Genomic DNA, 26,113 nt, shown 5'->3' on the forward strand with positions numbered 1-26,113 from the left:
ACAGCAGAAGGAGTACCCATGCCTCAGGCACCCGCCGCCGTCCGCGGCGCGTTCGGTTTCCTCGGCCGTACCGCACCCGGTCCTGCCGCTGCCCTCGCCGCGCGTGCGTTCCTGCGCGTCGGCCGACCCACGCCGGTCCGCCGAGTCGACCAACCGATGCACGAGGAGGCACGTCGCGGCCACCTGTCGCACGGAGGCGTCGACGTCGCCACCTATGGCTGGGGCGATCCGGACGCCCCGGCGGTCTTGCTCGTGCACGGCTGGCAGAGCCGCGCGTCCGCCTTCGGGAGCCTCGTGTCCGCTCTCACCGGCGCCGGCCTCCGCGCCGTCGCCTACGACGCGCCCGCTCACGGCGACTCCGGTGGGCGCACCCGCGCGGCGCTCGACGACGTCGCCATCGTCCGCCGTCTGACCGATGTCGAGGCCGAGCCGTGGGCCGGCGTCGTCGGCCATTCCCTCGGAAGCCTCGCGGCCGGCGTTGCCGTCCGCGAGGGTGTCCCTACCCGACGGCTGGCCGGGATCGCGAGCATCGCGTCGTTCCGTTTCACCGAGGACGTGTTCGTCCGGGCGATCGGGCTGCCGTGGTCGCTGCGTGACCGGTTCTCTCGGGCATGGGCGCACCGACTCCGGGACAACCCGGAGGTCACGCCCGATGTCGCCGACCGGTTCGACCTCGTGACGCATCCGCTCCCAAAGCGCGTCAGGGCGCTCTGGCTGCACGACGACGGCGACCAGCAGATCCCGTCGGCCCAGAGCGAGCTGCTGCTCGGGGCGCACCCGCACAGCGGTGAGCTCGTCACCACCACCGGTCTGGGGCACAACCGGATCCTGGGCGACACCGCAGTCCTCACCCATGTGGTCGGCCACCTCACGTCCGGGCCGGAAACGGCACGCCGGCTCGAGGTCACGCGCCATGAATCGGAGGAGGCCGGCCGGCGTGCGGATCATGGTCGCGGATGACGAGTCGGCCATCCGTGAGTCGCTGGAGCGGGTGCTCCAGGTCGAGGGGTACGACATCAGCACCGTCGTCAACGGGCTCGCCGTGCTCGACGCGGTCGGTGGCGTCGCGCCGGATCTGCTGATCCTCGACGTGATGATGCCCCGCCTCGGCGGGTTGGAGACCTGTCGGCGGCTGCGGGCGGCGGGTCGGGATCTGCCGGTGCTGATGCTGACCGCCCGGGATCAGGTCTTCGACCGGGTCGCGGGGCTTGACGCGGGCGCCGACGACTATCTGCCCAAGCCGTTCGCCACCGAGGAGCTGCTGGCCCGGGTGCGGGCACTGCTGCGCCGCCGTGCACCGGGCGACGACGAGTCCCGGATCCTCGTCTTCGCCGACCTCCGGGTCGATCCCGACAGGTTCGAGGCGTGGCGAGGCGCGCGGCCACTCCGTCTGACCCGGACCGAGTTCTCCCTGCTGCAGGTCCTCGTGCGCAACGCGACCAGGGTGTTGACCCGCGACGCGCTGTTCGAGGCGATCTGGGGCTACGACATGGGCGTCACCGCCAACAACCTCCAGGTGTACGTGAGCTACCTGCGCCGCAAGATGGAGGCCGAGGGTGAGCCGCGACTGATCTACACGCTGCGCGGCCTGGGATACACGTTGCGGGAGACTCCTCCGTGAGCAGGCCCGCCGGTCAGGGCTCGCGCCGGCTGACCCGCTGGTGGCGCCGGCGGTCCCTGCGCACCAGGCTGACGGTGATCGCGGCGACGGCCATCGCGGTCAGCGTGTTCGTGACCTTCCAGGTGGCCGGCGAGCTCCTGGAATGGGAGCTGCAGGAAGCCGCGGAGGATCAGCTGCGCGCCGACTCCCGCGTCCTGGCGACGAACGCGGAGCGCGCCGGCCTGGCACAGGTCCCGCTGCCGCCGTATCCCGGATCCGGTCTGCTGGCGCGAGTCATCCTGCCCGACGGCTCGATCCGGACGCCGGCCGGCCAACCCGAGCTGCCCCCGGTCAGCGAGCACGCCGGCCGCGTGGCGCAGGGCACGTCGGCCGACCTGATGGAGTCGGGCGACGGCTACGACGACGGCCACCTCGTCTACACGCTGCGGGCGGGCGACGGCGCGGTCCAGGTGGCTCGCGTCGTCGACGACAGCCCGATCGACCAGTTCGGATTGAGCATGCTGCTGATCGGGCTGCTCTGCGTGGTCGGCGGCGCCCTTGTCGGGCGGACCGTGGCCCGGACCGGGCTGGCACCGATCGACCGGCTGACCGCCGCCGCGGTCCGTGTCGCGCACACCCGGGATCTCGACGCGCACATCCCGGATGAGGGCGGTGGGGAGATCCGGCGGTTGATCCAGGCGATCAACGACATGCTCGCCGCGCTCCGGGACTCCCGTCGGGCCCAGCGGCTCCTCGTCGAGGACGCCGACCACGAGCTCAGGACCCCGCTCACCAGCCTGCGCCTCAACGTCGAGCTGCTGATCCGGCTCGATCGGCGCGGCACCCTGGACAGCGCACTGCCGGCGGAGAGCCGGACCCGGCTGCTCGACGACCTCGGCGCCCAGGTGGCCGAGTTGAGCACCCTCGCCGCCGAGTTGACCGACCTGGCGCGCGGCGACGTCAGCGACGAGAGCACCGAGGTGCTCGACCTCGCCGACGTGGTGGTGACCGCCGCGACCCGGGCGCGTTCCCGTGTGCCCGACATCGAGGTCGCGCTCGACGTGACGTCCGTACGGGTGAGCGGGCGTCCCGCCGGACTCCACCGGGCGGTGCTCAACCTCATCGACAATGCCGGCAAGTGGTCTCCCGCGGACCAGCCGGTCCAGGTCCGGCTCCGTGCCGAGGGCACGTCGGCCGTGCTCGAGGTCGACGACGCCGGGCCGGGCATCGACGCCGACGACGTGCCGCGGGTGTTCGACCGGTTCTACCGTGCCGACAGCGCCCGAGCGTTGCCGGGATCCGGTCTCGGGCTGTCGATCGTGCAGCGGGTCGTCGACGCCCACGGCGGCCGGGTCGCCGTCGCCCGGTCCGCGCGCGGTGGCGCGCTGCTTCGGGTCGACCTTCCGGCTGCGGCAAGGGACGGCTCCGGAGAGAAGTACCGTGGTACCACTTCCCTCCCCCGAAAATGACGACCGTAGTACGACGAATCAGGACAGAATCGGGCCTAGCGTTCAGGCCATGACGAAACCCCAGAGTCCACTGCGGAAGTTCGGGGCGGCCGCCATGGCGCTGGCAGCGGTGTTCGCTGTCGCCGCCTGCGGGTCGGCCGCCGACAACGGTGCGGCGCCCACCGCGGCCGGACCGCACAGCGCGCACGCGGGCGCGTCCTCGGCTCCACCGCAGCCGCTGCGCGACGGCGAGCGGTTCCTCGAGCTGAAGATACCCGAGGGCTACACGCCCGAGCCTCCGGAGGGCGCCGTGGACGAGTACCGGTGCCAGGTGCTCGATCCGGGCCTGACCGAGGAGGCGTTCCTGACCGGGACCCAGGTCATGCCGGATAACGTCGCCATCGCGCACCACGGCATCGTGTACGCGGTGCCGCCGGGCGCCGCTGCCGCGGTGCGCGAGCAGGACGCGAAGACTCCCGGCCCCGGCTGGCAGTGTTTCGGCGGGACCGGCGTGGAGGGCGCCGACTTCGTGGACGACGATGACGAGGGCGGCGGCCCGGGCGCGGTATGGGCGGCCACCTGGGCGCCGGGCGCCACGGAGACTCTGCTCGACCAGGACGTCGGCTTCAAGCTGGAGCCGGGCAGCCTGATCATCTTCCAGATGCACTACAACCTGCTCGCGACCGACGGCGAGCCGGCCGGGTCGGACCGCTCGGCGGTGCGGCTGCGGCTGACGGACGGCACGCCGCAGACCCGGGAGCTCGAGACGTGGACAGTCAACGCGCCGACCGACCTGCCCTGCGCCGCCGACGAGTCGGGTCCGCTCTGTGACCGGGCGGCCTCGATCGCCGATGTGAAGAAGCGGTTCGGGTCGGAGGCCGGCGGATTCGCGGACGAGCTGGTGGAGGAGTGCAACGAGGGCGGCGTGCCGAAGCCCGGTGACACCCAGTCCTGCGACCACGAGGTGGAGGTGCCGGTGACGGTGTTCGCCAATTTCGGTCACATGCACATGCTCGGGAAGTCCATGAAGGTCGAGCTCAACCCAGGCACGCCTCAGGCCAAGGTCCTGCTGGACGTGCCGCAGTTCGACTTCGACAACCAGCGGATGGTGAAGCTGCCGTCGCCGATGGAGATCGGTCCGGGGGACACGCTGCGGGTGACGTGTACGCACGACGCGGGGCTGCGCAAACAGTTGCCGCAGCTGAGCAGTCTGCCGCCGCGCTACGTGGTGTGGGGCGACGGCACCGGCGACGAGATGTGCGTTGACTTCATGACGATCTCCCCCCGCAAGTCCTGACGAAGCAGCGGACGTGTGTGAGCTCACTGAGGTCAACAAGCCGAAAGACAGCTCTGAGCTCACACACGTCCGCACTGAACTCTGCCGCAGCTGAGAACTCCCGCCGCGATACGTCGTGTGGGGCGACGGCACCGGCGACGAGATGTGCACCGAGATTCTCATCGACACACCTGCGACATGAAAGGCGCCTTCTCTTGTCCCCCACATCTTCCCCCGGCGAGACAACGCCACAGGCCGATGCGCCACTACGGACACCGATCTGGGCGTTCCTCCCGCTACGCGTCTTCCTCGGCGGCACATTCCTCTACGCGGGCCTCTCCAAGATCCTCGACCCTCACTACCTGGATCACACCTCACCTCTCGGCGTCCACGCTCAGATGCTGCACGCCGCGACAACCTCGCCGATCGGCCCGCTGGTGTCGTTCACGGCCGAGAACCCGACCGTCACCGGCCTGGCCATCGCCTTCGGCGAGGTCGCTGTCGGGCTGGGTACTCTGCTCGGGCTGTTCACCCGTATCGCCGCACTCGGCGGTTTTCTCCTCGCGCTGAGCTTCTTCCTCACCGTCAGCTGGACGACCCGCCCCTACTACTTCGGCGCCGACATCGTCTTCGCCGCCGCCTGGACCCCGCTGCTGATCGCGGGCGACGCAGGCCTGTTCTCCACGACGACCCGCCTGCGCGCCGCGATACGTCGTCGTCGCCAGCCGAACCCCGACCCAGAGCAGGGGAACGGTGCCGAACAACGTACCCTGCTGCTCCGGGGCGGCCTGATCGCCGCGATGACCGCTGCCCTGGGCGGCGCTGTCGTCGCTCTGACCCGGCGCACCACCACCGACCCGGAACCAAGCCAGCCGGGAGACCCGGGAACGAACGTCCCGACTGTGATCGCTGCGGTCGCCGACGTCGCCGTCGGTTCGTCGACAAGGTTCACCACACCGAACGGTTCCGCCGCATACCTGTTGCGTCCTTCGACCGACACCTTCCTGGCATTCCTCGCCGCCTGCACGCACCAGGGCTGCCCCATCGCGCCCGCAGACTCCGGCTTCCGCTGCCCATGCCACGGCTCCACCTTCGACGGCAACGGCCAGGTCACCGGCGGGCCGGCGACGAAATCCCTGACCAACGTGCCAGTACAAGTCGTCGACGGGCAGGTCACCATCGAGTAACCGGACAAGCCCGGTGTCAAACGGAGCGGTCGATCACGCGGAGCGGATCGGCCCGGAGCTGCCGGGAACGACGATCACGCCCCGACGAACGCGCGAGACCAGGCCCCAGATCGGCCGGCCGGGTGAGCCTCAGGTCGTAGGCGAGTATGACGGCCTGGACCCGGTCTCGTGCGCCGACCTTGGCGAGGACCCGCCCGACATGCGTCTTCACCGTCGATTCCGACAGCGTGAAACGTTGCGCGATCTCGCCGTTGGTGAGGCCGTGGCCGATGGCGACGAGGATCTCGCGCTCACGGCCGGTCAGGAAGGCCAGCCGGGGATCCTCCCGCACAGGCCCGCAGATGTCATCACCGAGCCGATCGGCGAACTCGTCGAGCAGCCGCCGAGTCAGCCCCGGAGCGATCACCGCGCCCCCGGCGGCGACGGCCCGGATCCCGGCGAGCAACTCCTCCGGGCGGGTGTTCTTCAGCAGGAAGCCGCTCGCCCCGGCCCGCAGCGCGGCGAGCGCGTACCGGTCCACGTCGAACGTCGTCAGCACCAGGATCCGCGAACGCCTACCGGCGGCGACAATGCGCCGGGTGGCCTCGATTCCGTCGACGCCCGGCGTGCGGATGTCCATCAGCACCACGTCGGGATGCAGCTCGGTGGTCCACCGAACGGCCTCGGCGCTACTGTCGGCCTCGCCGACGACCTCGGTGTCGGGGGTGCTCTCCAGCAGCATCCGAAGCCCGAAGCGCTGCAGCGCCTGGGCGGCCACGACCAGCACAGAGATCATGAATGGCTGCCTTTCAGGGTCGTGTGGACGGTCCAGCCGCCGTCCGGTGCGGGGCCGGCGCTGGCTGACCGCACCGCCGTAGAGCGGGCGCGTTCGGCCACGTCGGCGAGGCCGAGACCCGCGTCGCCGGCGCGATACCTAGTTCATACCGAGCGAACCTGAGACGAGTGTTAGAACCGCGCTCATCCCACTGGTGTCTCCCAGGACCGAGCGCCGACAGTGACCTCGCGACCTCGGAGCTCGGACCGATCACCGTCGACTGCGACATCCTCGCCATCGAGCACGCCGACCTGCACATCGTCCTGAACTGGGCTGTGCCGGGCACCCGCGACGCGGAAAAGCTCGACGCTTTGGACGAACGGTGACCACCGCAGCACGCTGAGTACCGCGCGCTTGAGCGCCGAGCGGGCATCCGCGCACTCGTACCGACCGTACCGAGTGTGGCCGACGGTCTCGACGTGGCCCCGACACCACAATCCGCTGTGCATCGGCGTGCTTGCCGCTAACCCACCATCGCCCTCACCCACGACCACCAGCCACGCGGCACCAACCCCCGCACATGACAATGGACGAGAATGACCGGGGAGTCGATGATCGGTGCTGGCGTCCCGAGCACCAGTTATGACCGAAGCCAGCCGGAGCCCCTGCCCGAACGGGAGGAGTGTGGATCTCGACCCACGGAGCGCCGGGGCGTCAGAAGCCCTGCACGCTTTCGCTCCCGGGACCAGGCGCCTGACACACTATTAACTAGCGATCAAGCCCTCTGCCGCCGTCACGAAGCCCGCGCCGGAGTGCTTCACGTTCCAGTCCCGGGCGATCCGGGTGGCGTAGTCCTCGTTCAGCACCGGATAGAAGATCGGCTGGTCCGGTAGCCGGGGCGGCCACGCCCGCCACCCGGACGCCTCCACCAGCGCCAGCTCCTTCGGCCCGGTCGGCCGCCACAACGTCACCGTCTCCATGCGCGCATCCTGACAGTGCGCGCCACGGTTCGTCACGACGAATCCGAGCGACCGCTACCCGCGCACGTGTTTCGCACGCGGAGAGCAACCGATCCGGTGTGGCAGGATCGCGGGCGTGTACGAGGGCGCGCTGGAGATCCATCTGACCGTTGATGCCTGGGTCGCGGACCGTCTGGATGTGTTCGCAGGTGAGCGCGGGATCAAGGTGAGCAGGATCGAGCTGGATCACGGCGAGGTCCGTTCCCAGCCGATGCTGACGGTCGAACTGACCGGGTCACTGGGCGACGCCGAGCAGCGGGTTGCGCAGTTGCGTCGTGAGCTGGCCGCTGCGGGGTTGCGGGTCGTGCGTGTCAAGGTGGAGACCGCGCCCTGGAACCGCGACGTGCCGGTAGCCGACGAGCAAGCGCACAAGGACCTGTACTTCGAGCACCACGTCAAGGTCTGCCTCCCAGCCGGAGACGTCGCACGTCGCCTGGAGATCACGGCGCTGGCTCGAGAGCACGATGCACGCGTCTCTCGCAACGCTCGACGCGTGTTGGACGACGGGTCCGAGGAACGGTTCGTGACCCAGCGCTGCTTCGGCGTCGGGCGCCAGGCGTCCCGCCCGAGGCTGGACGCGCTGGTGTCAGCGCTCGACGATGGCGGGTTCGAGGTGCTGGAGGTCGAGGAGGAGTACGTCGTGGTCGACGACAACCTCGGCTTGGACGCCGGCTGGATGGGCCGACCCGCGAAGCACGCCGGCCCGAGCTACAGCGACCTGATCGACGCGCGCGTCGCACGGGAGCTGTCCGACGAGCGCGACGACTTCCCGGACACGTTCGTGCCACTGGTGCCCTCGGCCGACGTGAAGCAGCACGCTGTGTTCGAACCGGCGCTGAAGCAGTTCACCAACGCGTTCAAGACGGGACAGCCCGCCTTCGCCGACCCGCTCCGCGCCGAGCAGTGGGCCCAGGCCCGCGCCGCCGTACGGAACCATGTGCTCGACGTCATCGCCCGCTCGCCGTGGGCCTCGAACCTGGTCCTGCGGGGCAGCGCGACGCTCCACGCCTGGCTGGGAGACACGGCGCGCGAGCCCGGTGACCTCGACTTCGTGGTCACGCCGCACACGACCGGCGCGAACAGCCGGGAATCGATAGAGATGCTGGCCGGCCTGCGGACAGCCCTGACTGCCGCCCCGGGCCCAGGGCTGCGCGCCGACGACGCCACCGGTGAGGACATCTGGACCTACGAGCGCGCAGAGGGACGCCGCCTGGTGATCCCCTACGACATGATGGCCGAGGGCGAATGGCCGGCCGCGACCATCCAGCTGGACTTCGTGTTCCAGGAGCCCCTCCTCGCTGACCCGGTGTCGGTGTCGCTGACGCCGTCCGGACCCCCAATGCTGGCCGCGTCCCCCGAACTCCAGCTCGCCTGGAAGATCCAGTGGCTGGTCACCGATATGTACCCGCAGGGCAAGGATCTGTACGACGCCGTCCGGCTCACCGACGTCGCTCACCTGCGCTGGTCACTGCTCCGCCAGGTCCTGGACGCTGCCGACGACGCTTGGGCTGCCGACTTCGACGCCGCGCGGGCCCTGGAACTGGACGTGGACTGGGACAACTTCCTGGCCGACCACCCGTGGGTGACCGGAGACCAAAGGGAGTGGGTCGAACGACTCGCCACCTACCTCGCCCGAATCCAGGGTGAAGAGCGATAGCAACCAGTGAAGGCACAGACCACAACAGGTAGCCGCTCGCGGTCGATACCAATGACGACAACGCTGCCCAATGGTGCATGACGACGAGAAGGACTGCGAATGACGACAACGAGCGGCTGGGCATGCGTCACATGCGGCACGGCCCACACCGGACTCGCGATGGCGTTCGGGCCTCCTGCCCCCGACCCGTGGATGTCGGCCACCGACGCCGAGCGCGCCGCCGGAGAGCTCAATGCCGACACGTGCATCCTGCACACCGCCGACGGCACGACGCATCACTTCGTGCGCGGTCACATCGAGATCCCCGTCCACGACTCACCCGACGGACCGTTCTGCTGGTCGGTGTGGGTCTCACTGAGCGAAGAGAACATGCTCAAACAAGCCGAACACTGGGACAGCCCAGCACGCGCCGACCTGGAGCCCATGTTCGCCTGGCTCAGCACCCGTCTTCCTTACGAACCCGCGACCGCGCCTCTGCCTACACGACTCCACACTCGCGAGCCCGGCGTTACCCCGTGGATCGAACTCGACCCTGGCCTCGACCACCCCCTCGCCCGCGAGTATCGCCACGGCATCACCATGCACCGCGTCGCCGAACTCAACCAGCAACTCCTCCGTGGCTGACTCCCCACCGGCCGATTCCGCGACGGGCGGCCAGCCGGAACTCGGAGCGCAGGCCACCGTGTTCCGGCAGCGGCCGAGGCGTACTGCACGGCCATCGAGAACATCGCCACCACCGACCCGCGCGAGACGCTGGCGCGGCTGCGGTCCCTCCTTGCCGCGCTGATCGCCGCGGCCTACGTGCTACTCAAGCCAGAACCCGCAACGGACGCGGCCCCACCAGGCATCGGCCACGACGCATGGTCGGCGCGATTCGCCGCAATCGATACCGCACTCGACTCCGCAGCCACCTACTGGACGACGAGCCCCACGCCCCAGGACATCGCCCCGGAGGTAGATCTGCTGCCGCTGGCCGATGACCTGGCTGACATCTGGCGCGACCTACGCCCCCCACCCTCGACCAGCTCGCCTCAGGCGCCGAACCCGCCGACGTCGTGTGGCAATGGCGATTCACCTTCGACGCACACGGGGGCTTGCACGCCGTCGAAGCACTCCGCGTTGAGCGTCGGCGGCAAGTCGAGAGGTGCCACGTCGAGCCGCTCGGCCGATGCCGGCCCCGCGATCCGCACCCATACGACGACTGCGCCGTCCACGACGTGGCTCAGATCCATCTGGTCCGCTTCCGAGCGGTGAGCGGCCATCTCAGGCCGCCCGAGGCCTGCGCAGGGACGACCATCTCGCCGAGCAGCCGGGTGCCGTCGTCCGAGCCCAAGGACGTCGAGGCGCGCTTCCCCGCCGTCGCATCCTCCGGAGGAGTCGTTCCCCGCATCGCGGCTCCGCCCGGTCCGGCCGGCTGTCGACCGCGGCCGAGCCGCGGCAGGCCGTATGCCGTGCGTGGCCGGCCGGGGGGCCGGCCACGCACCGGGTCATGGCCCCGCGGTGAGGTACGTGACCGGGTGTGAGGAGTTCGCCGCATCCCCGGTGCTGTTGATGACGTGCGCGATGGTCCCGTTGCCGCCCAGGGAGACGGTCACCATGTCGTGGAACCGCACTCCGCTACGGTTCGGGACCTCGAACGCGCGGTCGTTGACGATCGACGGGTCGACGTTGAAGAAGGCGTAGCTGCCCAGCCCCCAGGCCTCGTGCGTGGTGACGTGGTCGCCCACCTTGTACGCCGCCCAGCCTCGCGTGGCGCCGTTCATGTACGCGGCCTGGTTCGGCGGGTCGTACGGCATCTCGTTCTGGTAGAAGTACGTTCGCCCGCGATCGCCGTTCCAGATGGTCTGGTACTGCTGGTAATGCTCGACGAACAGGCCGTAGAAGGTGACGTCGTCGCCGTTGACGACCAGCCCGTTGCGGGCGGTGTTGATGTTCCAGCCCACCGTGCCACCGTTGCCGTGGTCGGCCCGCCAGATCCAGGCGTGGTCGCCGATGACGTCGTCGCTGTTGACCACGATGCTCTTCGTCGCCTTGCCCGCGATCGCGCCGCCGACCCGCACGAACACGTCGGACAGGACGGTCGGGTCCGAGGCGTGGTCCGCCGACGCGCCCTCGGGACCGACCCGCAGGATCGTGTCGGTGTTCGTGGTGCCGGCGTCGAACAGGATGCCGGCCAGCCGGACGCCGTCGACATCGGCCACGTGCATCGCGTCGATGCCGCCGTCGGGTACCAACGTCGCCAGCCCCAGGCCGAGGACGACGGTGCCCGCACGGTTCACTTGCAGGGTCTGGTCCAGGTGGTAGACGCCGGGCGTGACCAGCAGGTTCTTGCCCGCGGCGAGTGCCGCGTTCATCGTGGCGGCCGTGTCGCCGGGGCGGATCACCTGGAAGTCGGAGATGGGCAGCGAGGTGCCGGCCGGGTCGCCGCCGGCCCAGGTCGTCCCGGAGGTGTTCGACCGCACCGCGGGAACGAACACCCGATACATGCCGTCGGCGGCGACGTAGAGGTAGGGCTTCTCGGCGACCTTCGGCGCCTGGGCGACGGTCGTGTACGGCGGCGAGGGGAAGCTGTTCGACGGCGCGCCGTCGACTCCCACGAACACCTGGTTCCAGTTCGAGCCGGTCCACGACCCGATGGTCGAGCTGCGGGTCAGCCACTGTTGCTGGGTGCCGGAGTCGACCTGCCCGTCGACCACCGTGTCAGCCATGAACCCGCCCGACGACCAGCCGCCGTCGGACAGCGCGAGGTCACCACGCAGGTGCATGCGCCGGTACGGCGCGGCCTGGGAGACGGACCAGCGGTCGGCGCCGTCGGGCGGCGTGACCGACAGCCCCTCGGCGGACCGCCAGAAGTTGTGCGTGGCGTTCTGCGAGCCGTCGTGCCACCAGTCGGCCTCGACGTGCACGTGCCCGTTGATGTTCGTGGCGTCAGGTGTCAGGCCGAGCCCCGCGATCTGGGTGAAGAAGCCGATGTTGGCGTCGACGTCGTAGCCGCCGGGGGCGAACAGGAAGGCCTTGCGGGCGTCGCCGAACTGGGCTTCCTCCTGAGCGTCGAACACCGTGTCCAGGCGCGCCTGGATGGCCGAGTCCGACATCGACGTGTCGAAGACCTCGACGTTCGGGCCCAGGTCAGGATTGGCGGGGTGCGGCAGGATCGGGTCGGGGTCCGGCGCCGGTGGCGTCGTCGTACCGGTGAACCGCCACTTCTGGTGGCTCGCGCCCGTGCAGGTCCACACCTGGAGCTTCGCGCCGTCGGCCATGTTGCCGTCCTTGATGTCGAGGCACTTGTCCGCCGCGAGATTCACCAGGTCACCGGCGCCCGTCAGCGCCCAGCGCTGGGTCGCCACCGAGCCGTAGCAGTCCCACACGTGGACCACGGCGCCGTCGGACGTGTTGTTCTCCGCCAGGTCGAGGCACTTGCCCTTCAGGCGGACGCTGCCGTCATCGGCGAACGTGACGGTCTGGTTCGCCGACCCGGCATAGCAGGTCCACATCTGCGGCTGGGTACCGTTGGCCGTGCTGCCGTCGGTGAGATCCAGGCACTTCCCGCCTGCCTGGCTCACGACCGCGCCGCTCGACGCGGCTGCCGCCATGGTGGGGACGACGATGGCGAGCACCCCGGCGATGATGACGGCCACCGCGGCGGCGATGAGCCCGCGGACTCGTGACATGGTTCCTCCTCGAACACATCTCGCGACTTTCTGACTTGTCAGTATGTGACTGTAGGCGACGTCAGCCCTAGTCACGTCAGGGAGGTCCCGTACATCGGCGGAAAGCTGGGCAATACGTAGTTACTCAGATGTCAGTAACCTCTCTTCAGCGCTACGGTCCTCACTGGTCACGGCCCCGCATCAGACCTCGACGACGAGGAGCCTCACATGAAGCGATCCCTCAGAAACGGTCGCCGCACCCCCGGCGGACTTGCCGCACTCACCGCCGCCCTGGCCGCCGGACTCGTCGCCGGCCCCGTCCTCGCGGGTCCCGCCGCGGTTTCAGCGACCCAGCCGACGGCCGCCGTCCTCGACGAACAGGACGCCACCCCGGTGGCTGCGCCGACGTCGTTCACACATCCGGGTGTCCTCGTGAGCCGGCCGCAGCTGGACCACGTACGGGCCATGGTGCAGGCCGGGGAGCAGCCCTGGCAGAGCGCCTGGGACCAGATGACGTCGAGCAGGTACGGGTCGCTGTCGTACACGCCGCACCCGCGCGCCGTGGTCGAGTGCGGGTCGTACTCCAACCCGAACCACGGCTGCACCGACGAGCGGCAGGACGCGATCGCGGCGTACACGCATGCCCTCGCCTGGTACGTGACACGCGACGACCGGCACGCCGACAAGGCGATCGAGATCATGAACGCCTGGTCGGCGGTGATCCGCGACCACACGAACTCGAACGCGCCCCTGCAGACGGCGTGGGCGGGCTCCGTCTGGCCGCGGGCCGCGGAGATCGTCCGCTACACCTCCGCGAGGTGGTCCGCGTCGGACATCGACCGCTTCGAGGGAATGCTGCGCGACGTCTACCTCCCGGAGATCATCAACGGGTCGCTCAGCAACGGGAACTGGGAACTCTCGATGACCGAGGCGACCCAGGGCATCGGCGTCTTCCTGGACGACACCTCCGTGTACGCGAGCGCCCGGCAACGGTTCCTCGACCGCGTCCCTGCGTTCATCTACCTCACGTCCGACGGCTCTGTGCCCCGCACGGTGCCCGGCGACTGGCGCGACACGCCCGAGGAGATCTTCGGCTACTGGCACGGCCAGCGCACGCTCGTGAACGGGATCGCCCAGGAGACCTGCCGGGACTTCACGCACACCGGCTACGGTCTGTCGGCCATCTCGCACGTCGCCGAGACCGCCGCGATCCAGGGCGATGACCTGTACCCGCAGGTGGGCGACCGGCTGCGGCACGCCCTCGGACTCCACTCGACGTACCAGCGGGGCGAATCCGCGCCGTCGTGGCTCTGCGGCGGCTCGCCACACCTGGGCCTCGGTCCGGTGACCGAGGTCGGGTTCAACGCACTCGGATACCGGCAGGGGCACGCGATGACGAACACGCAGGCCCTGACCGAACAGATGCGGCCGCAGGGCACCAACCACCTGTTCGTCGCGTGGGAGACACTGACGCACGCGGAAAACCCGAACGTCATCCCGCAGGGCGAGCCGGCACCGGCCGCCGGGCCGATCGTCGGGTACGGAGGCAAGTGCACCGACGTCGCCGGAGCGAGCACGGCGGACGGGACGGCCGTCCAGCTGTGGGACTGCAACGGCACCGACGCCCAGCAGTGGTCTGCGGGCCCCGGGAACGCGGTACGGGCACTCGGGAAGTGCCTCGACGTCGCCGGGGCGGGGACATCGAACGGCACGCTGGTGCAGCTGTATACCTGCAACGGCACGAATGCCCAGGCGTGGCAGCACCGGTCCGACGGCAGCCTGGTCAACACCGGCTCCGGCAAGTGCCTCGACGCGACGGGCCCCAGCTCTGCCAACGGCACGAGACTGCAGATCTGGACCTGCACCGGCGGCACCAATCAGCACTGGACCTGGTGACCGTGGTGCAACGCCCGTCGTGCCGGCTCCCTGTGCGCCCGGGAGTCTCCGGCGTCTCGCCGGTCCCCACGGCGGGATCCGCAGCGGGTTCGCCGCCACCTGGAACCCGCCCAGACCCGTACGACGCGCGGCATCGTCGTCTTCCTGGTCATCATGGACACCGGAAGACAAAGGACGAGGAGCGGCATCGTGCACACCATCCCCGCCGGCACGCGGCGGCGAGTTCTTGTCGTGGCCATCCTGGCGTCGTTCGTGTCGTTCCTCGACGGCACGGTCGTCAACGTCGCGCTGCCCGCGATTGCGGATGAGCTCGGCGGCCCCGGTGCGGCCGGGTTGGCGCTGCAGCAGTGGGTGGTGGACGCGTACCTCATCACTCTCGGCTCGTTCATCCTGGTCGCCGGATCGTTGTCGGACGTGTACGGCCGCCGCCGGGTGCTGGCGATCGGGCTCGGGGGCTTTGCCCTCGCGTCGGTCCTGTGCGCGCTGGCACCGACCGGGCCCGTGCTGGTCCTCGCCCGGGCCCTGCAGGGCGTGGCGGGCGCCCTGCTCGTGCCGAGCTCGCTCGCGCTGATCATCTCGACCTTCGAGGGCGAGGCGCAGGGCCGCGCGATCGGACGGTGGACGGCATGGACCGGGACCGCGATGATCGTGGGCCCGTTCATCGGCGGCGGGCTCGTCGACCTGATCTCCTGGCGTTGGGTGTTCTGGATCAATCTGCCCGTCGTCATCCTGACCCTCGCGATGCTGCGCGACGTCCCGGCGTCGGACGCCCGGACGGGCCGACACATCGATGTGCCGGGAGCCACGCTGGCCGCCGTCGGGCTCGCCGCCACCGTGTTCGGGCTGATCGAGGCGATGTGGTGGATGATCGCGGCGGGGGTGGCGCTGCTCGCGGCCTTCCTGTGGTGGGAGCGGCGGTCACCGGACCCGATGCTGCCCCTGCACCTGTTCGCCGCACGGAACTTCGCCTGGGGCAACCTGGCGACGGTGGGCGTCTACGGGGCGCTCGCGTTCGGCGGGTTCATCCTGACGCTGTTCCTGCAGCAGGTCGCCGGATACAGCGCCACGGCCGCGGGCGTGGCACAGCTACCGGCGACCCTCGCGATGCTGACCCTGTCGACATGGTTCGGCACCCTCGCGGCCAGACACGGCGCGCGATGGTTCATGACGGTCGGGCCGGTCGTGTCGGGCACGGGCTACCTGCTGATGCTCTCGATCGACGCGGACGCCACCTACGTGGCCCAGGTCCTCCCCGGACTGCTGGTATTCGGACTCGGACTGGCCATCACCGTCGCGCCACTGACCGCCGCCATCCTCGGCGCCGTGCCGGCCGACGACGCCGGCATCGCGTCCGCGGTGAACAACGCGGTCGCACGGGTCGCCGGCCTGGTGGTCATCGCGCTCGCGGGCGTCATCACCGGCGGCGTGCTCGACGTGCTCACCTTCCACCGTGCGCTGCTCGTGACGGCGGCACTGCTCGTGGCGGGCGGAGTCGTCAGCATGCTGGGGATCCGCGACCCGAACCCAGGCACCCGGTCGACCAGCACGGTCACCGAGACGGCGTGAGCCCGCCTCGGACCGGCTGTCAGGGACCGTCCGCCCGGCGCGCCTCCGTCGGGTCCTCGTCGGCGGCGTGCCCCCGGCGCCCGTGAGCCGCGCCATCGGTCCGGCAGTAGCTCAGCGCACCACTCGGGCATGTGTCGATCACCGCGGCCAGCGCGTCGGCCCCGAGCGACCCCGCGCTGACCCACGGCCGCGCGCCGGGGTCGAAGACGGCCGGCGCCCCGGCGACACAGCGCCCGGAGTGCTGACAGCGCTCAGCGTCCCAGTGCACGACGATCCCGTTGCCCTCGTAGTCCTTCACACCCATCGTCACACCTCTCGTTTTCGCGACCACGGTGGGGCGGGACGCAAGGCTCGACTGCTGGACACCGCGTTCGCCGGACGCAACGGAAGAGCACACCTGCAACGAGGAGTGCTGGGCTTCGGCAACCCTGCTCTGGGCCATCGCAAACCGTGAGGAAGTTCTGCACCGGAGGCTACCGCCTGACGGCGCCCGAGCATACTCGCAGATCCCGACACGACCCGAGCGCTCTGTGCGCCCGCCGTCCCAGCTGCCCAGATCAGGCTGCAGCGGCGGCCAATCTGATGAGTATGTGATGACCGGTTCAAGTCTCAGAAACCCTTCAGGCCTGGAAACCCTTGAGTTTCCAGGCCTGAAATGGTCGGGCTGACAGGATTTGAACCTGCGACCCCTTGACCCCCAGTCAAGTGCGCTACCAAGCTGCGCCACAGCCCGCCGGTCTCCCGGACATGCCCGAGAGTACCTGTTCCGGCCCCGCAGGGCCGACCGAAATACTACCCCACGTCAGCCGATGTTCCGCACTCGGAGCTGTGGTGACGAGCAACACCCGGCTCTGCCCGTGCCGTCACAGCTCCAGCCGGTAGGCGGCGAGCAGCAGGTCGAGCTTGTCGTCCGGGCTCCAGTCCCGTTCGGGATCTCGCCGGAACCCGAGCCGCTCGTAGACGCGATGGGCGGCGCGCATCCGTGGCTGGCTGCACAGGACGACGGCGGATCGCCCGGCGGAGCGGGCACGGTCGAGACAGGCTCGTGCCAGCGCCTCGCCCACGCCTCGGCGTCGTGCCTCGGGGGCGACGACGAGCATGCGGATCTCGGCCTCACCGTCGCGGGCGAGGTCGGACATCGGTCCTGGCTCCGGCACGTAGGTGACACCCCCGAGCAGTCGGTCGCCACGGCCGTCGCCTTCCACGGCGACGAGCACGTCGGCGACGGCGGCCCGGCCGCCCACGTCGCGAAGGCGCGGCAGGTACGGGTCCTGCTCGCCGTGGTCGAGGAATCCTTCGCCCAGGTAGGCCTGGACCGTGAGTTCGCCGAGCGGCTCGTGCTCGGTCGCGGCGATCGGCCGGATCGTGAAGTCCACGCCCGCAGTGTGGCGCACGCTCCGCCCCGCCGCCAGGAGTTTCAGCTCGGGAGACGGGAGAAGAACCTGGTACGCGGGTCCTCCTGGTGCCCGGAGCACCGTTCCGTCGCGGGGATGCCTCGCATGACGTCGTCCACGTGTTCGCCGCATCCGGACCAGGTGGTCTTGCCGCAGGTCGTGCAGTCGACGGGTTGGCACATGTCGGGATTCCTTTGCGGGTCGGGCCTGCCGGAGCGTGGTCAGGCGAGGGAGAGGAAGAGCTTCTCGAGCTCCTCGGTCGTCAGGCCGTCCCGGCTCTGGCCGGGCCCGGGCTCGGAGACGCACTCCTCCATCGCGGTGGCCACGATGACGAAGCCGGCGCGGTTGAGGGCGTGCGTGACGGCCGCGAGCTGAGTGACGACGTCCCGGCAGGCTGCTTCCGACTCGACGGCGTCGATCACCGCGTCCAGCTGGCCGCGGGCGCGGCGCAGACGGTTGAGGACCCGGCGCCGGGAGTCGTCGGAGGAACCCACGGCCTCCTTCGTCTCGTGACCGCTGCCGACGGGGCCGGCACCGGCGGCGACGCGTGCGCTCATTCCTTGGCCTGGTCCTGCTCCGCCAGCTTGGCGCGGACCTCCTCCATGTCCAGGCCCTCGACCGCGTCGATGACCTGACCGAGCTGAGCGCTGCCGAGGGCACCGGGCTGGGCGAACACGATGATCCCGTCACGGAACGCGGCGAGCGTCGGGATCGACGTGATGCCGAAGCCGGCGGACAGCTCCTGCTGTGCCTCGGTGTCGATCTTGCCGAACACGATCTCCGGGTGGTCCTCGGACGCCTTCTCGAAGACGGGGGCGAACGCCCGGCACGGAGGGCACCAGTCCGCCCAGAAGTCGAGCAGCACGATCTCGTTGTCCGCGACCGTGCGCTCCAGGTTGTCCTTGGTGATCTCACGGGTAGCCATACCTCGACCGTATACCCGGAGGGGTATCAGCCGTCAATATCGAGCGCCTCACACCACCCGGGCCTCACACCAGTCTGCCCGGCACGATCGCCGCTCGCCCCTCCCAGGTGCCGTGTTCCGAGACCGGCCGGAACCGGAAGGTGGCGAACTCGTGGTGGAAGTCGCGACGGCGCCGTTCGGCCATCGCGGCGGCATGCCGGTCCGGTGCGACGACGGACGAGCGGCCGTGCACCATCTCCTCCATCTCGCGCACCGAGCGCCAGACGGAGAACGTCGCGATCGTCCGTGGAGGGCGGAACGCGGCCAGCGCGAGTGTCGTGCCGGGATGGTCGCGAACGAGCCGCTCCACGGGCTTGCCCCAGCGCAGGAACCGCGGCACCTCGCCGAGCCGCATACGCGCGACGGTGACGGCGACGACGGGCTCCTCCGGGTCCCAGCCACCCGCACGGGCCGGCAGATCCGGCAGCGCGGCGAGCCGTGACCACCGGCGCAGGAACTCGAGCCGCACGTGCCAGCCCTCAGCCAGCCGCCGCCCCAGTCGGTCACCGGCCAGGAAACGGTCGACGGCGTCCTCGTCACGCCACTGGGCGAACATCGCGACGCGGCGCAGCTGCAGGCGGTCCGGCGAGACCGTCGGCGCGCCGAGCCGCATGAGCGCCAGGCACTCCGCGTGGTCCAGCCCCGGCGTCGTCGCACCCGACGGCCGCCGCAGCAGTGTGCGGGCCGTCCGTGCGGGCGGGAGCTCTGCCAGGTGGAACGTGTGGACGGTCATCCCCGGGCCGGCCGGTCGCGGCGGCGCGTGATGGTGCGGCCCAGCCAGACGAGCGGGTCGTAGCGCTGGTCCGCGACCCGCTCCTTCATCGGGATCAGGGCGTTGTCGGTGATCTTGATGCCCTCCGGGCACACGTCGGTGCAGCACTTCGTGATGTTGCACAGACCGAGACCGTGTTCGTCCTGCACGTCGGCGACCCGGTCGGCGATGTCGAGCGGGTGCATCTCCAGCTCGGCCACCCGCATCAGGTAGCGCGGCCCCGCGAACGCCGGCTTGTTCTCCTCGTGATCACGTACCACGTGGCACGTGTTCTGGCACAGATAGCACTCGATGCACTTGCGGAACTCCTGCGAGCGCCCGACGTCGGCCTGTTTCATCCGGTACTCCCCCGGCCCGAGGTCGGGCGGCGGGGTGAAGGAGGGGATCTCGCGTGCCTTGGCGTAGTTGAACGACACGTCGGCCACCAGGTCACGGATCACCGGGAAGGTGCGCATGGGGGTGACCGTCAGCGTCTCGCCGGGCTCGAACACGGACATGCGTGTCATGCACAGCAGCCGCGGGCGGCCGTTGATCTCGGCCGAGCAGGAACCGCACTTGCCCGCCTTGCAGTTCCACCGCACGGCGAGGTCGGGGGTCTGGGTGGCCTGCAGCCGGTGGAGGATGTCGAGCACGACCTCGCCCTCGTTGACCTCCACCTCGTAGTCGGTCAGCGCGCCGCCGCCGGTGTCGCCGCGCCATACCCGGAGCCGGGCGGTGTACGTCATGTGCTTCCTCCCTGGGGCCGGGCGCCGGGATGTGCGGCCAGTTCGGCCGCCGTGTAGTACTTCTCGAGTTCGGTGAGGTCGAACAGGGCGAGCAGGTCGTCGCGCATCGGCGCGCGTTCGGTCCGTTCGACGGCGATCCGTGGCACGTCGCCGTGCTCCTGGCCGCCGTCGCGCACGCACGTGGTCAGCAGGGCGCGGTGGCGCCACTCGGGGTCGAGGCCCGGGTGGTCGGAGCGGGTGTGGCCGCCGCGGCTCTCGGTGCGCGTGAGGGCCGACGACGCCACCGCCTCGCCGACCATGAGCATGTTCCGCAGGTCCAGTGCCAGGTGCCAGCCCGGGTTGTACTGCCGGTGGCCCTCGACGACGACGTCGCGCACGCGCCGTCGTAGTTCGCCGAGGTGTTCGAGGGCCTCGGCCATCTCGGCCTCGGTGCGGATGATGCCGACGAGGTCGTTCATCCTGCGCTGCAGTTCGGCGTGCAGCGTGTACGGGTTCTCGCCGGTGCCGCGCTCCGGTGGTCCGAAGGGGGCGAGCGTCGTCGCGGCGGCGGTGTCCACGGCTCCGGTCCGGGCGGTCGGGCGGCGCCCGGCGGCGGCCACGTAGTCGGCCGCGCCGAGCCCCGCGCGGCGGCCGAACACCAGCAGGTCCGAGAGGGAGTTGCCGCCGAGCCGGTTCGAGCCGTGCATGCCGCCGGCGCACTCCCCGGTCGCGAACAGTCCCGGCACGCGCGACTGCCCGGTGTCCGGGTCGACGTCGATCCCGCCCATGACGTAGTGGCAGGTCGGGCCGACCTCCATGGGCTCGGCGGTGATGTCGACGTCGGCCAGTTCCTTGAACTGGTGGTACATCGACGGGAGGCGGCGCTTGATCTCCTCGGGCTTCATGCGGCTCGCGATGTCGAGGTAGACGCCGCCGTGCGGGGAGCCGCGTCCCTCCTTCACCTCGGTGTTGATCGCCCGGGCCACCTCGTCGCGTGGCAGGAGGTCGGGGGTGCGGCGGTTGTTCTCCTGGTCGGTGTACCAGCGGTCCGCCTCGTCCTCGGTCTGTGCGTACTGCCCCTTGAACACGTCCGGGACGTATCCGAACATGAACCGTTCGCCGTCGGAGTTCTTCAGGACGCCCCCGTCGCCGCGCACGCCCTCGGTCACGAGGATGCCCTTGACGCTGGGCGGCCAGACCATGCCCGTCGGGTGGAACTGGACGAACTCCATGTCGATGAGGTTCGCGCCGGCGCGCAGCGCGAGCGCGTGGCCGTCACCGGTGTACTCCCACGAGTTCGACGTCACCTGGAACGACTTCCCGATCCCGCCGGTGGCCAGCACCACCGCCGGTGCCGAGAACTCGATGAACCGGCCCGACTCCCGCCAGTACCCGAAGGCCCCGGCCATGGCGCCGTCGTCGTCGGTGAGCAGTTCCGTGACCGTGCACTCGGCGAAGACGCGCAGCCGCGACTCGTACTCGCCGGTCTCGGCGTGGTCGGCCTGCTGCAGGGCCACGATCCGCTGCTGCATCGTGCGGATGATCTCGAGCCCGGTGCGGTCGCCGACGTGGGCGAGCCGCGGGTAGGTGTGGCCGCCGAAGTGGCGCTGGCTGATCCGGCCGTCCGGCGTGCGGTCGAACAGGGCGCCCCACGTCTCCAGTTCCCAGACCCGGTCCGGCGCCTCCTTGGCGTGCAGTTCCGCCATCCGCCAGCTGTTGAGGAACTTGCCGCCGCGCATGGTGTCGCGGAAGTGCACCTGCCAGGAGTCGTTCTCGTTCACGTTGCCCATCGCGGCGGCACACCCGCCCTCGGCCATGACGGTGTGCGCCTTGCCGAACAGCGACTTGCAGACGATCGCCGTGCGCAGTCCTCGCTCACGTGCCGCGATCGCGGCGCGCAGGCCCGCGCCGCCGGCCCCGATGACGACGACGTCGTACTCGTGCCGTTCGGTCTCGATCACAGATGGGCTCCTTCTCCGCGGGCCAGGTGCGCCGGCACTATCCGACGAGCCGCAGGTCGGTGATGGTTCCGCTCGCCACGAGCAGCACGTACAGGTCGGTCACCACGAGCGTGCCGAGCGTGATCCAGGCGAACGTCGCGTGGCGGGTGTTGAGCGCGGAGATCCACGTCCAGATCCGGTACCGCACGGGATGTTTCGAGAAGTGCGTGAGCCGTCCGCCCATCACGTGCCGGCACGAGTGGCACGACAGCGTGTAGCACCACAGCAGCACGACGTTCGCCAGCAGCACGACGTTGCCGATGCCGACGACGAACCCGTCGTCGGGGTGCCGGAACGCGACGATCGCGTCGTAGGTGTTGATCAGCGAGATGATCACGGTGAGGTAGAAGAGGTACCGGTGGGCGTTCTGGAGGATCAGGGGAAAGCGGGTCTCCCCGGTGTACTTCGCGTGCGGCTCGGGGACCGCGCACGCGGCGGGTGCGATCCAGACCGACCGGTAGTACGCCTTGCGGTAGTAGTAGCAGGTGAGCCGGAAGACCAGCAGGAACGGCAGGCTGAGCGCGGCGTACGGGATGAGCGGATGGTCGGGGAGGAACATGCCGAAGTGCGCCGAGCCGGGCTCCGAGGCGCATCCGAGGGACACGCACGGGGAGTAGAACGGGGTCAGGTATCGCTCGTCCGCGAAGAAGTACTGCTGCTGGAACGCCCGGAACCCGCCGTACACGACGAAGGTCAGCAGGCCGACGGTGGTCGCCGCCGGGAGGAGCCACCAGCGGTCCGTGCGCAGCGTCCCCGCGGGGACCTGGGCGCGCGTGGGAGCCGCGACCCCTCGCACCTGCGCCGTCACGACCGGTCGCCGTGGTAGCCGCCGAGACCCTCTTCGTCGACGTCGCTCCACATCGTGGAGTCCTCGGGCGTGTCGGGGACGTAGATGGTCTCCTGCGGCCCTGTGGCGGACGGTCGCGCGGGACGCGCCGCCGCGAGGTCGCTCGCATCGATCTCCAGGCGCTCGAGATCGTTCACGAGCCGCCGCACCTGAGGCCCGTCGCCGAAGGTGTCGCGCACCTCCGCGACGCTGCGGCGCAACTGCTCGATCGATCGACGGAGCGTCGCGTACTCGCTGGTCGTCATCCGCACCTCCTCGAAGAGCACCTCACCTCGTCGTGAGCTGCGTCACACCCGACTTTGCCGTGAACGTCCCGAGATGGCAAGAGGACCGGGTGGTCCGGGTGCGCGGGGGTGCGCGGACGTTCCCGGAAGGCGTGCTTCGCGGGATCGCTTGCGAGCCTCGTCGGGGCGCGATCAGCTGTGCCGAGGAGGGCGCGTGGCACGCTCCGGACCAGGTCGGCCGGTCATGCCTGCCACATCACGGTTGGATGCACAACATCATGGCCAGGACTTCCGGCTCGCCCCGACTTCTGCAACTGTGAGCGCTTGTGAAAAACGTCGAGGAGCGTGATGTCAGCTGAAGTCGCCGCGCCACCCGCACCACGTGGTGCACGCGCACCAGCCACGACACCTGCGGCGGCCACGCCACCCGTCACCCCCGCGCCGCCGGGACACGGCCTGACTTCCCTCGGCAGGATCCTGCGGACCAACCGAACGGCCTACACCAAGCTCGTGCGCTTCTACCGTGCGACCGCGAGGGCTCGTGCCGCCGACGCGCCGGTGCTGCTCGAGCCGGTCCTGGCGGCCGCTCGTGAGAGGAGCGGCGACGTCGACTCCGTCCTGGAGCTCGGATGCGCCGACGGAGTCTTCACCTCGTGGCTGACACGCGAGGACCTGGCGGTCACGGCCGTGGAGTTCTCCGCACGGATGCGCTGGGCCGCACGCAGGCGCCTTCGCGCCGACCACGCGCCCGCGGGCCGGGTGACGATCCTCCCGCACGAGTTCCACAACGGCGGCGAGCCTCTCCCGCCGCTGGCGGGCAGACGGTTCGACGTCGTCCTCGCGATGGCGTTCGTGCACCTCTTCCCCGCAGGGACCGATCTGGAGGTGCTCCGGCAGATCGGCCGGCACCTCACCCCCGGCGGCGTCGCGTTCCTGACCACGACGGTCGAGGCGCAGGACCGGCGTGGCTTCGAGCGCAAGGAGGGACCGCACGGGTCCCGCGTCCGCTATCGCAGCCGGTACACCGCGGCGAGCTTCGTCGAGCTCGTGAACCTGGCCGGGCTCGAGGTCCGCGACAAGCAGTACCGGGTGGACCCGCGCATCGAGGGCAAGACCTGGCTGGACGTCATCGTCGGGCACCCGGGCGACGCTCTCCGGCCGGCGCGCTCCGGACCGGTCGCGTCTCTACTGGAGGCCTCGGTACACGGCGGTGCGTAGCTCCTTCGCGTACGCGTCCAGCGCCGGCATGCCGAGATCGGCGGCCGCGGCGATCTCGGCCTCGACGTCGTAGGGCACGCGGACGAACTGGATCCCGAACGGCGCCGCGGCGTCGCCCTCGAACTCGCCCTCAAGGATCACATAGCTGGGCACGGGCTCGTCGAGCGGGTTCCCGACGCTCCCGACGTTGAAGAGCGTCCGACCCGGCCGCGCCTTGACGTACGTCGCATGGATGTCGCCGTAACCGACGACCGTCGGGACCTTTCCCTGACCGGTCATCTCCGTGTTCGCGAACATCGCCTCGAACTCGCCACGGGTGTGGTCCTCACGCACCCGATGATGTGGGCTCGTGGCGGAGGCGTGGTATAGGCGGATGCGCCGGCCGCTCATGACCAGCTCGTGACTGAGAGGCCGCGTGCGCAGCCATTCGAGCTGGTCGGGCCGCACCTCATCGCGCCACCAGCGCATCTCCGGGGCGTCGGCATCGCCGATCGTGTGCAGGAAGTCGTCCCAGTTCCCGCGGATGTTGACGTCGCATTCCTTGTCGCAGCGGTCGACGACGTCCGAGCCTCGCGGGCCCTTGCCGACGAAGTCACCGAGATTGATGACCCGCTCGATGCCTCGCGCGTCGATGTCGTGCAGCACCGCTTCAAGAGCCGTCAGGTTGCCGTGGACATCCGATATCAAGGCAATTCGATCTAAAGGCACGCTGTGGATCGTGCCATAGATCAGTTGACGATGTCGCGCTCGTCTCCCCGGCTCAGCGCCGGGGGGCGACGCGCCGCGATCACGTCGTACCCGACGGCCAGCGAGAGCGACCCCAGCACGTGCCGCAGAAGAGGCGGGTTCCACTCGTCGTCGCTCTCGTACTGCCGGACCCCGATGCCGACCCGCTCCACGCTCCTGCGGAAGAGATGGAACTCCACGTAGCCCTGCGCCTCGGGGGTGTCCGGGTCACGGACGGCGCCGCTGTACTGGACCGTGCTGCCGAAGACATGGATCCGGAGCCGGCCGCCGTCACCGTCGTTGATCTTCGCGGCGATCTGCTCGAGACGGGCATGGGCCGCCACGACCCGGTCGATGAAGCCGGCGTCCCGGTCGTAGTAGCGCTCGATGTTGGCCGCGATCGCCGGGTGCCTCACCAGCCATGCCGGGTCGACCTTGATGACGTCGATGTCGATGCCCCGCGCGACCGTCTTGACGATGAGGTCCTCGTCGTGGGCCAGCGCGGTCATCCCGAAGCCGAACGCGACCACGCGCTCCCTCGCCGACTTCCAGATCTCCAGCGACGCGCTCTGGTGCTCGCGGTCGGCACTGACCCACGCGATCCCGCGCAGTTTGCGCAGCTCGTCGGCGAGCCGGGCACGCTCCTTCTCCGCGCGTTCGCGCGCGGTCACCGTCTGGTCGTACACGTAGACCACCGCGATCACCGCGAGCGCGGCGGTCGTGCACCACACGATCGCGATCGAGACGGCGGGAGGCACGACGTTCGGCACGAAGCTGAGAGCCAGGTTCGCCGCGGCGCCGAACGCCACGACCAGAAGGCTCCGCTGGGTCCATCGCATCCGGACCACCTCCGGCTCGTCCGCCTGAGCTTCCCCTCTCATGAATGTATGGCAATGATTCAGTAAAGTCGAGGAAAGCAGGCATGTCGGGCGGCGAAGCGGCTGGCCGGCCGCCGCGGACCCGGTCCGCCACGCCGACAACACGAAGGGCCCCACCGGTGTGGAGCCGGTGGAGCCCTTCGCGATCCGCTGTCTCAATTCGGATCCCGCCGGCACATCTGCCGGAAGTCTGCGACCAGTCTACAGGCTGTCTCGCTGACCACCGTCCCACCACCGACACCCGCCCGCCCACCGAGCGGTCGGTCCGCTGTCGAGCCGCCGGTCCGCTGTCGAGCCGTCGGTCCGCTGTCGAGCCGTCGGTCCGCTGTCGTT

General features: G+C 70.0%; 26 protein-coding genes, 1 tRNA gene and 1 pseudogene. 11 read left to right on the top strand and 17 right to left on the bottom strand.

The features are described from left to right. The first annotated feature begins 18 nt into the window (after positions 1 to 18). Genes J0911_RS15175 through J0911_RS15195 form a run of 5 tightly spaced genes read left to right on the top strand, consistent with a single transcriptional unit; the run spans position 19 to position 5,511 of the window. Positions 19 to 960: an alpha/beta hydrolase gene (locus tag J0911_RS15175; protein WP_207276317.1), complete on the top strand. Its 942-nt coding sequence runs from the start codon at positions 19 to 21 to the stop codon at positions 958 to 960. Then, the gene (locus J0911_RS15180; RefSeq protein ID WP_278186841.1) at positions 947 to 1,621 is read left to right on the top strand and encodes a response regulator transcription factor; all 675 of its coding nucleotides are present in this window, start codon (positions 947 to 949) and stop codon (positions 1,619 to 1,621) included. Before J0911_RS15175 ends, J0911_RS15180 begins: the two co-directional genes overlap by 14 nt. Then, positions 1,618 to 3,069 carry a HAMP domain-containing sensor histidine kinase gene (locus tag J0911_RS15185; RefSeq protein WP_207276319.1) on the top strand — a complete coding sequence of 484 codons (1,452 nt, stop codon included), beginning with the start codon at positions 1,618 to 1,620 and terminating at the stop codon, positions 3,067 to 3,069. Before J0911_RS15180 ends, J0911_RS15185 begins: the two co-directional genes overlap by 4 nt. A gap of 49 nt (positions 3,070 to 3,118) precedes the next feature. Continuing rightward, complete coding sequence (locus tag J0911_RS15190) at positions 3,119 to 4,345, top strand: monooxygenase (protein ID WP_207276320.1); 1,227 nt, start codon at positions 3,119 to 3,121, stop codon at positions 4,343 to 4,345. 17 nt (positions 4,346 to 4,362) lie between these two features. Next, complete coding sequence (locus J0911_RS15195) at positions 4,363 to 5,511, top strand: TQO small subunit DoxD (RefSeq protein ID WP_307865108.1); 1,149 nt, start codon at positions 4,363 to 4,365, stop codon at positions 5,509 to 5,511. 16 nt (positions 5,512 to 5,527) lie between these two features. Here the strand turns inward: J0911_RS15195 and J0911_RS15200 are convergent, their stop codons facing one another. Both J0911_RS15200 and J0911_RS15205 read right to left on the bottom strand, forming a co-directional pair. After that, a complete protein-coding gene (locus J0911_RS15200) occupies positions 5,528 to 6,286 on the bottom strand; it encodes a response regulator (protein WP_207276322.1) in 759 nt (252 codons plus the stop codon). A 743-nt stretch (positions 6,287 to 7,029) separates the two neighbouring features. Then, the gene (locus J0911_RS15205) at positions 7,030 to 7,245 is read right to left on the bottom strand and encodes a hypothetical protein (protein WP_242636758.1); all 216 of its coding nucleotides are present in this window, start codon (positions 7,243 to 7,245) and stop codon (positions 7,030 to 7,032) included. 115 nt (positions 7,246 to 7,360) lie between these two features. Here J0911_RS15205 and J0911_RS21180 point away from each other — a divergent pair, with 115 nt between their 5' ends. The 3 genes and pseudogenes from J0911_RS21180 to J0911_RS21320 all read left to right on the top strand — a co-directional run. Beyond that, positions 7,361 to 8,941 carry a nucleotidyl transferase AbiEii/AbiGii toxin family protein gene (locus tag J0911_RS21180; protein ID WP_207276323.1) on the top strand — a complete coding sequence of 527 codons (1,581 nt, stop codon included), beginning with the start codon at positions 7,361 to 7,363 and terminating at the stop codon, positions 8,939 to 8,941. Positions 8,942 to 9,040: 99 nt separating this feature from the next. Beyond that, positions 9,041 to 9,565, top strand: a complete 525-nt coding sequence (locus J0911_RS15215) for a DUF2199 domain-containing protein (RefSeq protein ID WP_207276324.1) — start codon at positions 9,041 to 9,043, stop codon at positions 9,563 to 9,565. A gap of 66 nt (positions 9,566 to 9,631) precedes the next feature. After that, positions 9,632 to 9,937, top strand: a pseudogene (locus J0911_RS21320) (hypothetical protein); the annotation flags it as partial. 35 nt (positions 9,938 to 9,972) lie between these two features. Here the strand turns inward: J0911_RS21320 and J0911_RS20540 are convergent. Together J0911_RS20540 and J0911_RS15225 are read right to left on the bottom strand one after the other, a co-directional pair. Beyond that, positions 9,973 to 10,173, bottom strand: coding sequence for a hypothetical protein (locus J0911_RS20540; protein ID WP_242636759.1), 201 nt, complete (start codon positions 10,171 to 10,173; stop codon positions 9,973 to 9,975). Between the two features lie 255 nt (positions 10,174 to 10,428). Next, positions 10,429 to 12,612: an RICIN domain-containing protein gene (locus J0911_RS15225; RefSeq protein WP_207276325.1), complete on the bottom strand. Its 2,184-nt coding sequence runs from the start codon at positions 12,610 to 12,612 to the stop codon at positions 10,429 to 10,431. 207 nt (positions 12,613 to 12,819) lie between these two features. On the opposite strand from J0911_RS15225, the gene J0911_RS15230 reads away from it, so the two are divergent. Together J0911_RS15230 and J0911_RS15235 are read left to right on the top strand one after the other, a co-directional pair. Further along, positions 12,820 to 14,487, top strand: a complete 1,668-nt coding sequence (locus J0911_RS15230) for a ricin-type beta-trefoil lectin domain protein (protein ID WP_242636760.1) — start codon at positions 12,820 to 12,822, stop codon at positions 14,485 to 14,487. Positions 14,488 to 14,685: 198 nt separating this feature from the next. Continuing rightward, positions 14,686 to 16,053, top strand: a complete 1,368-nt coding sequence (locus J0911_RS15235; protein WP_307865156.1) for an MFS transporter — start codon at positions 14,686 to 14,688, stop codon at positions 16,051 to 16,053. Positions 16,054 to 16,072: 19 nt separating this feature from the next. Here the strand turns inward: J0911_RS15235 and J0911_RS15240 are convergent, their stop codons facing one another. The 11 genes from J0911_RS15240 to J0911_RS15290 form a co-directional block, all read right to left on the bottom strand. After that, the gene (locus tag J0911_RS15240; RefSeq protein ID WP_207276327.1) at positions 16,073 to 16,357 is read right to left on the bottom strand and encodes a (4Fe-4S)-binding protein; all 285 of its coding nucleotides are present in this window, start codon (positions 16,355 to 16,357) and stop codon (positions 16,073 to 16,075) included. Positions 16,358 to 16,709: 352 nt separating this feature from the next. After that, positions 16,710 to 16,786, bottom strand: a tRNA-Pro gene (locus J0911_RS15245). Between the two features lie 130 nt (positions 16,787 to 16,916). Continuing rightward, a complete protein-coding gene (locus J0911_RS15250; protein WP_207276328.1) occupies positions 16,917 to 17,429 on the bottom strand; it encodes a GNAT family N-acetyltransferase in 513 nt (170 codons plus the stop codon). A gap of 41 nt (positions 17,430 to 17,470) precedes the next feature. Then, entirely contained in the window at positions 17,471 to 17,629 is a 159-nt protein-coding gene (locus J0911_RS15255; protein ID WP_207276329.1) for a DUF8730 family Cys-rich protein, read from the bottom strand. Positions 17,630 to 17,668: 39 nt separating this feature from the next. Beyond that, positions 17,669 to 18,004: a metal-sensitive transcriptional regulator gene (locus J0911_RS15260; RefSeq protein WP_207276330.1), complete on the bottom strand. Its 336-nt coding sequence runs from the start codon at positions 18,002 to 18,004 to the stop codon at positions 17,669 to 17,671. Then, a complete protein-coding gene (locus J0911_RS15265; RefSeq protein WP_207276331.1) occupies positions 18,001 to 18,372 on the bottom strand; it encodes a thioredoxin family protein in 372 nt (123 codons plus the stop codon). Before J0911_RS15265 ends, J0911_RS15260 begins: the two co-directional genes overlap by 4 nt. Before the next feature lie 64 nt (positions 18,373 to 18,436). Further along, on the bottom strand, positions 18,437 to 19,144 hold the full coding sequence (locus J0911_RS15270; protein WP_207276332.1) for a hypothetical protein: 708 nt from the start codon (positions 19,142 to 19,144) through the stop codon (positions 18,437 to 18,439). Next, positions 19,141 to 19,908, bottom strand: a complete 768-nt coding sequence (locus J0911_RS15275; RefSeq protein ID WP_207276333.1) for a succinate dehydrogenase/fumarate reductase iron-sulfur subunit — start codon at positions 19,906 to 19,908, stop codon at positions 19,141 to 19,143. The genes J0911_RS15270 and J0911_RS15275 overlap by 4 nt, the downstream gene beginning before the upstream one ends. Further along, on the bottom strand, positions 19,905 to 21,848 hold the full coding sequence (locus tag J0911_RS15280) for a fumarate reductase/succinate dehydrogenase flavoprotein subunit (protein ID WP_207276334.1): 1,944 nt from the start codon (positions 21,846 to 21,848) through the stop codon (positions 19,905 to 19,907). The genes J0911_RS15275 and J0911_RS15280 overlap by 4 nt, the downstream gene beginning before the upstream one ends. Positions 21,849 to 21,885: 37 nt before the next feature. Then, positions 21,886 to 22,695 carry a succinate dehydrogenase subunit SdhC gene (gene sdhC, locus J0911_RS15285; RefSeq protein WP_207276335.1) on the bottom strand — a complete coding sequence of 270 codons (810 nt, stop codon included), beginning with the start codon at positions 22,693 to 22,695 and terminating at the stop codon, positions 21,886 to 21,888. Next, on the bottom strand, positions 22,692 to 22,979 hold the full coding sequence (locus J0911_RS15290) for an Rv0250c family protein (RefSeq protein ID WP_207276336.1): 288 nt from the start codon (positions 22,977 to 22,979) through the stop codon (positions 22,692 to 22,694). Before J0911_RS15290 ends, sdhC begins: the two co-directional genes overlap by 4 nt. A 327-nt stretch (positions 22,980 to 23,306) precedes the next feature. On the opposite strand from J0911_RS15290, the gene J0911_RS15295 reads away from it, so the two are divergent. Continuing rightward, positions 23,307 to 24,176, top strand: a complete 870-nt coding sequence (locus tag J0911_RS15295; RefSeq protein ID WP_207276337.1) for a class I SAM-dependent methyltransferase — start codon at positions 23,307 to 23,309, stop codon at positions 24,174 to 24,176. Here J0911_RS15295 and J0911_RS15300 read toward each other — a convergent pair. Both J0911_RS15300 and J0911_RS15305 read right to left on the bottom strand, forming a co-directional pair. Further along, positions 24,144 to 24,863 carry a metallophosphoesterase family protein gene (locus J0911_RS15300; protein ID WP_242636761.1) on the bottom strand — a complete coding sequence of 240 codons (720 nt, stop codon included), beginning with the start codon at positions 24,861 to 24,863 and terminating at the stop codon, positions 24,144 to 24,146. The two genes, J0911_RS15295 and J0911_RS15300, sit on opposite strands and share 33 nt — an antisense overlap. A 41-nt stretch (positions 24,864 to 24,904) precedes the next feature. Next, positions 24,905 to 25,783, bottom strand: a complete 879-nt coding sequence (locus tag J0911_RS15305; protein WP_207276339.1) for a hypothetical protein — start codon at positions 25,781 to 25,783, stop codon at positions 24,905 to 24,907. Positions 25,784 to 26,113 lie beyond the last annotated feature (330 nt).

Source organism: Myceligenerans salitolerans (assembly GCF_017349295.1).
GTDB lineage: Bacteria > Actinomycetota > Actinomycetes > Actinomycetales > Cellulomonadaceae > Myceligenerans > Myceligenerans salitolerans.

Bases quoted from the DNA above. Each gene is read 5' to 3' on its own strand.
- J0911_RS15175 (WP_207276317.1), top strand. From the start codon at position 19: ATGCCTCAGGCACCCGCCGCCGTCCGCGGCGCGTTCGGTTTCCTCGGC.
- J0911_RS15180 (WP_278186841.1), top strand. From the start codon at position 947: ATGGTCGCGGATGACGAGTCGGCCATCCGTGAGTCGCTGGAGCGGGTG.
- J0911_RS15190 (WP_207276320.1), top strand. From the start codon at position 3,119: ATGACGAAACCCCAGAGTCCACTGCGGAAGTTCGGGGCGGCCGCCATG.
- J0911_RS15200 (WP_207276322.1), bottom strand. From the start codon at position 6,286: ATGATCTCTGTGCTGGTCGTGGCCGCCCAGGCGCTGCAGCGCTTCGGG.
- J0911_RS15205 (WP_242636758.1), bottom strand. From the start codon at position 7,245: ATGGAGACGGTGACGTTGTGGCGGCCGACCGGGCCGAAGGAGCTGGCG.
- J0911_RS15215 (WP_207276324.1), top strand. From the start codon at position 9,041: ATGACGACAACGAGCGGCTGGGCATGCGTCACATGCGGCACGGCCCAC.
- J0911_RS20540 (WP_242636759.1), bottom strand. From the start codon at position 10,173: ATGGATCTGAGCCACGTCGTGGACGGCGCAGTCGTCGTATGGGTGCGG.
- J0911_RS15225 (WP_207276325.1), bottom strand. From the start codon at position 12,612: ATGTCACGAGTCCGCGGGCTCATCGCCGCCGCGGTGGCCGTCATCATC.
- J0911_RS15230 (WP_242636760.1), top strand. From the start codon at position 12,820: ATGAAGCGATCCCTCAGAAACGGTCGCCGCACCCCCGGCGGACTTGCC.
- J0911_RS15240 (WP_207276327.1), bottom strand. From the start codon at position 16,357: ATGGGTGTGAAGGACTACGAGGGCAACGGGATCGTCGTGCACTGGGAC.
- J0911_RS15255 (WP_207276329.1), bottom strand. From the start codon at position 17,629: ATGTGCCAACCCGTCGACTGCACGACCTGCGGCAAGACCACCTGGTCC.
- J0911_RS15260 (WP_207276330.1), bottom strand. From the start codon at position 18,004: ATGAGCGCACGCGTCGCCGCCGGTGCCGGCCCCGTCGGCAGCGGTCAC.
- J0911_RS15265 (WP_207276331.1), bottom strand. From the start codon at position 18,372: ATGGCTACCCGTGAGATCACCAAGGACAACCTGGAGCGCACGGTCGCG.
- J0911_RS15270 (WP_207276332.1), bottom strand. From the start codon at position 19,144: ATGACCGTCCACACGTTCCACCTGGCAGAGCTCCCGCCCGCACGGACG.
- J0911_RS15275 (WP_207276333.1), bottom strand. From the start codon at position 19,908: ATGACGTACACCGCCCGGCTCCGGGTATGGCGCGGCGACACCGGCGGC.
- J0911_RS15290 (WP_207276336.1), bottom strand. From the start codon at position 22,979: ATGACGACCAGCGAGTACGCGACGCTCCGTCGATCGATCGAGCAGTTG.
- J0911_RS15295 (WP_207276337.1), top strand. From the start codon at position 23,307: ATGTCAGCTGAAGTCGCCGCGCCACCCGCACCACGTGGTGCACGCGCA.
- J0911_RS15305 (WP_207276339.1), bottom strand. From the start codon at position 25,783: ATGAGAGGGGAAGCTCAGGCGGACGAGCCGGAGGTGGTCCGGATGCGA.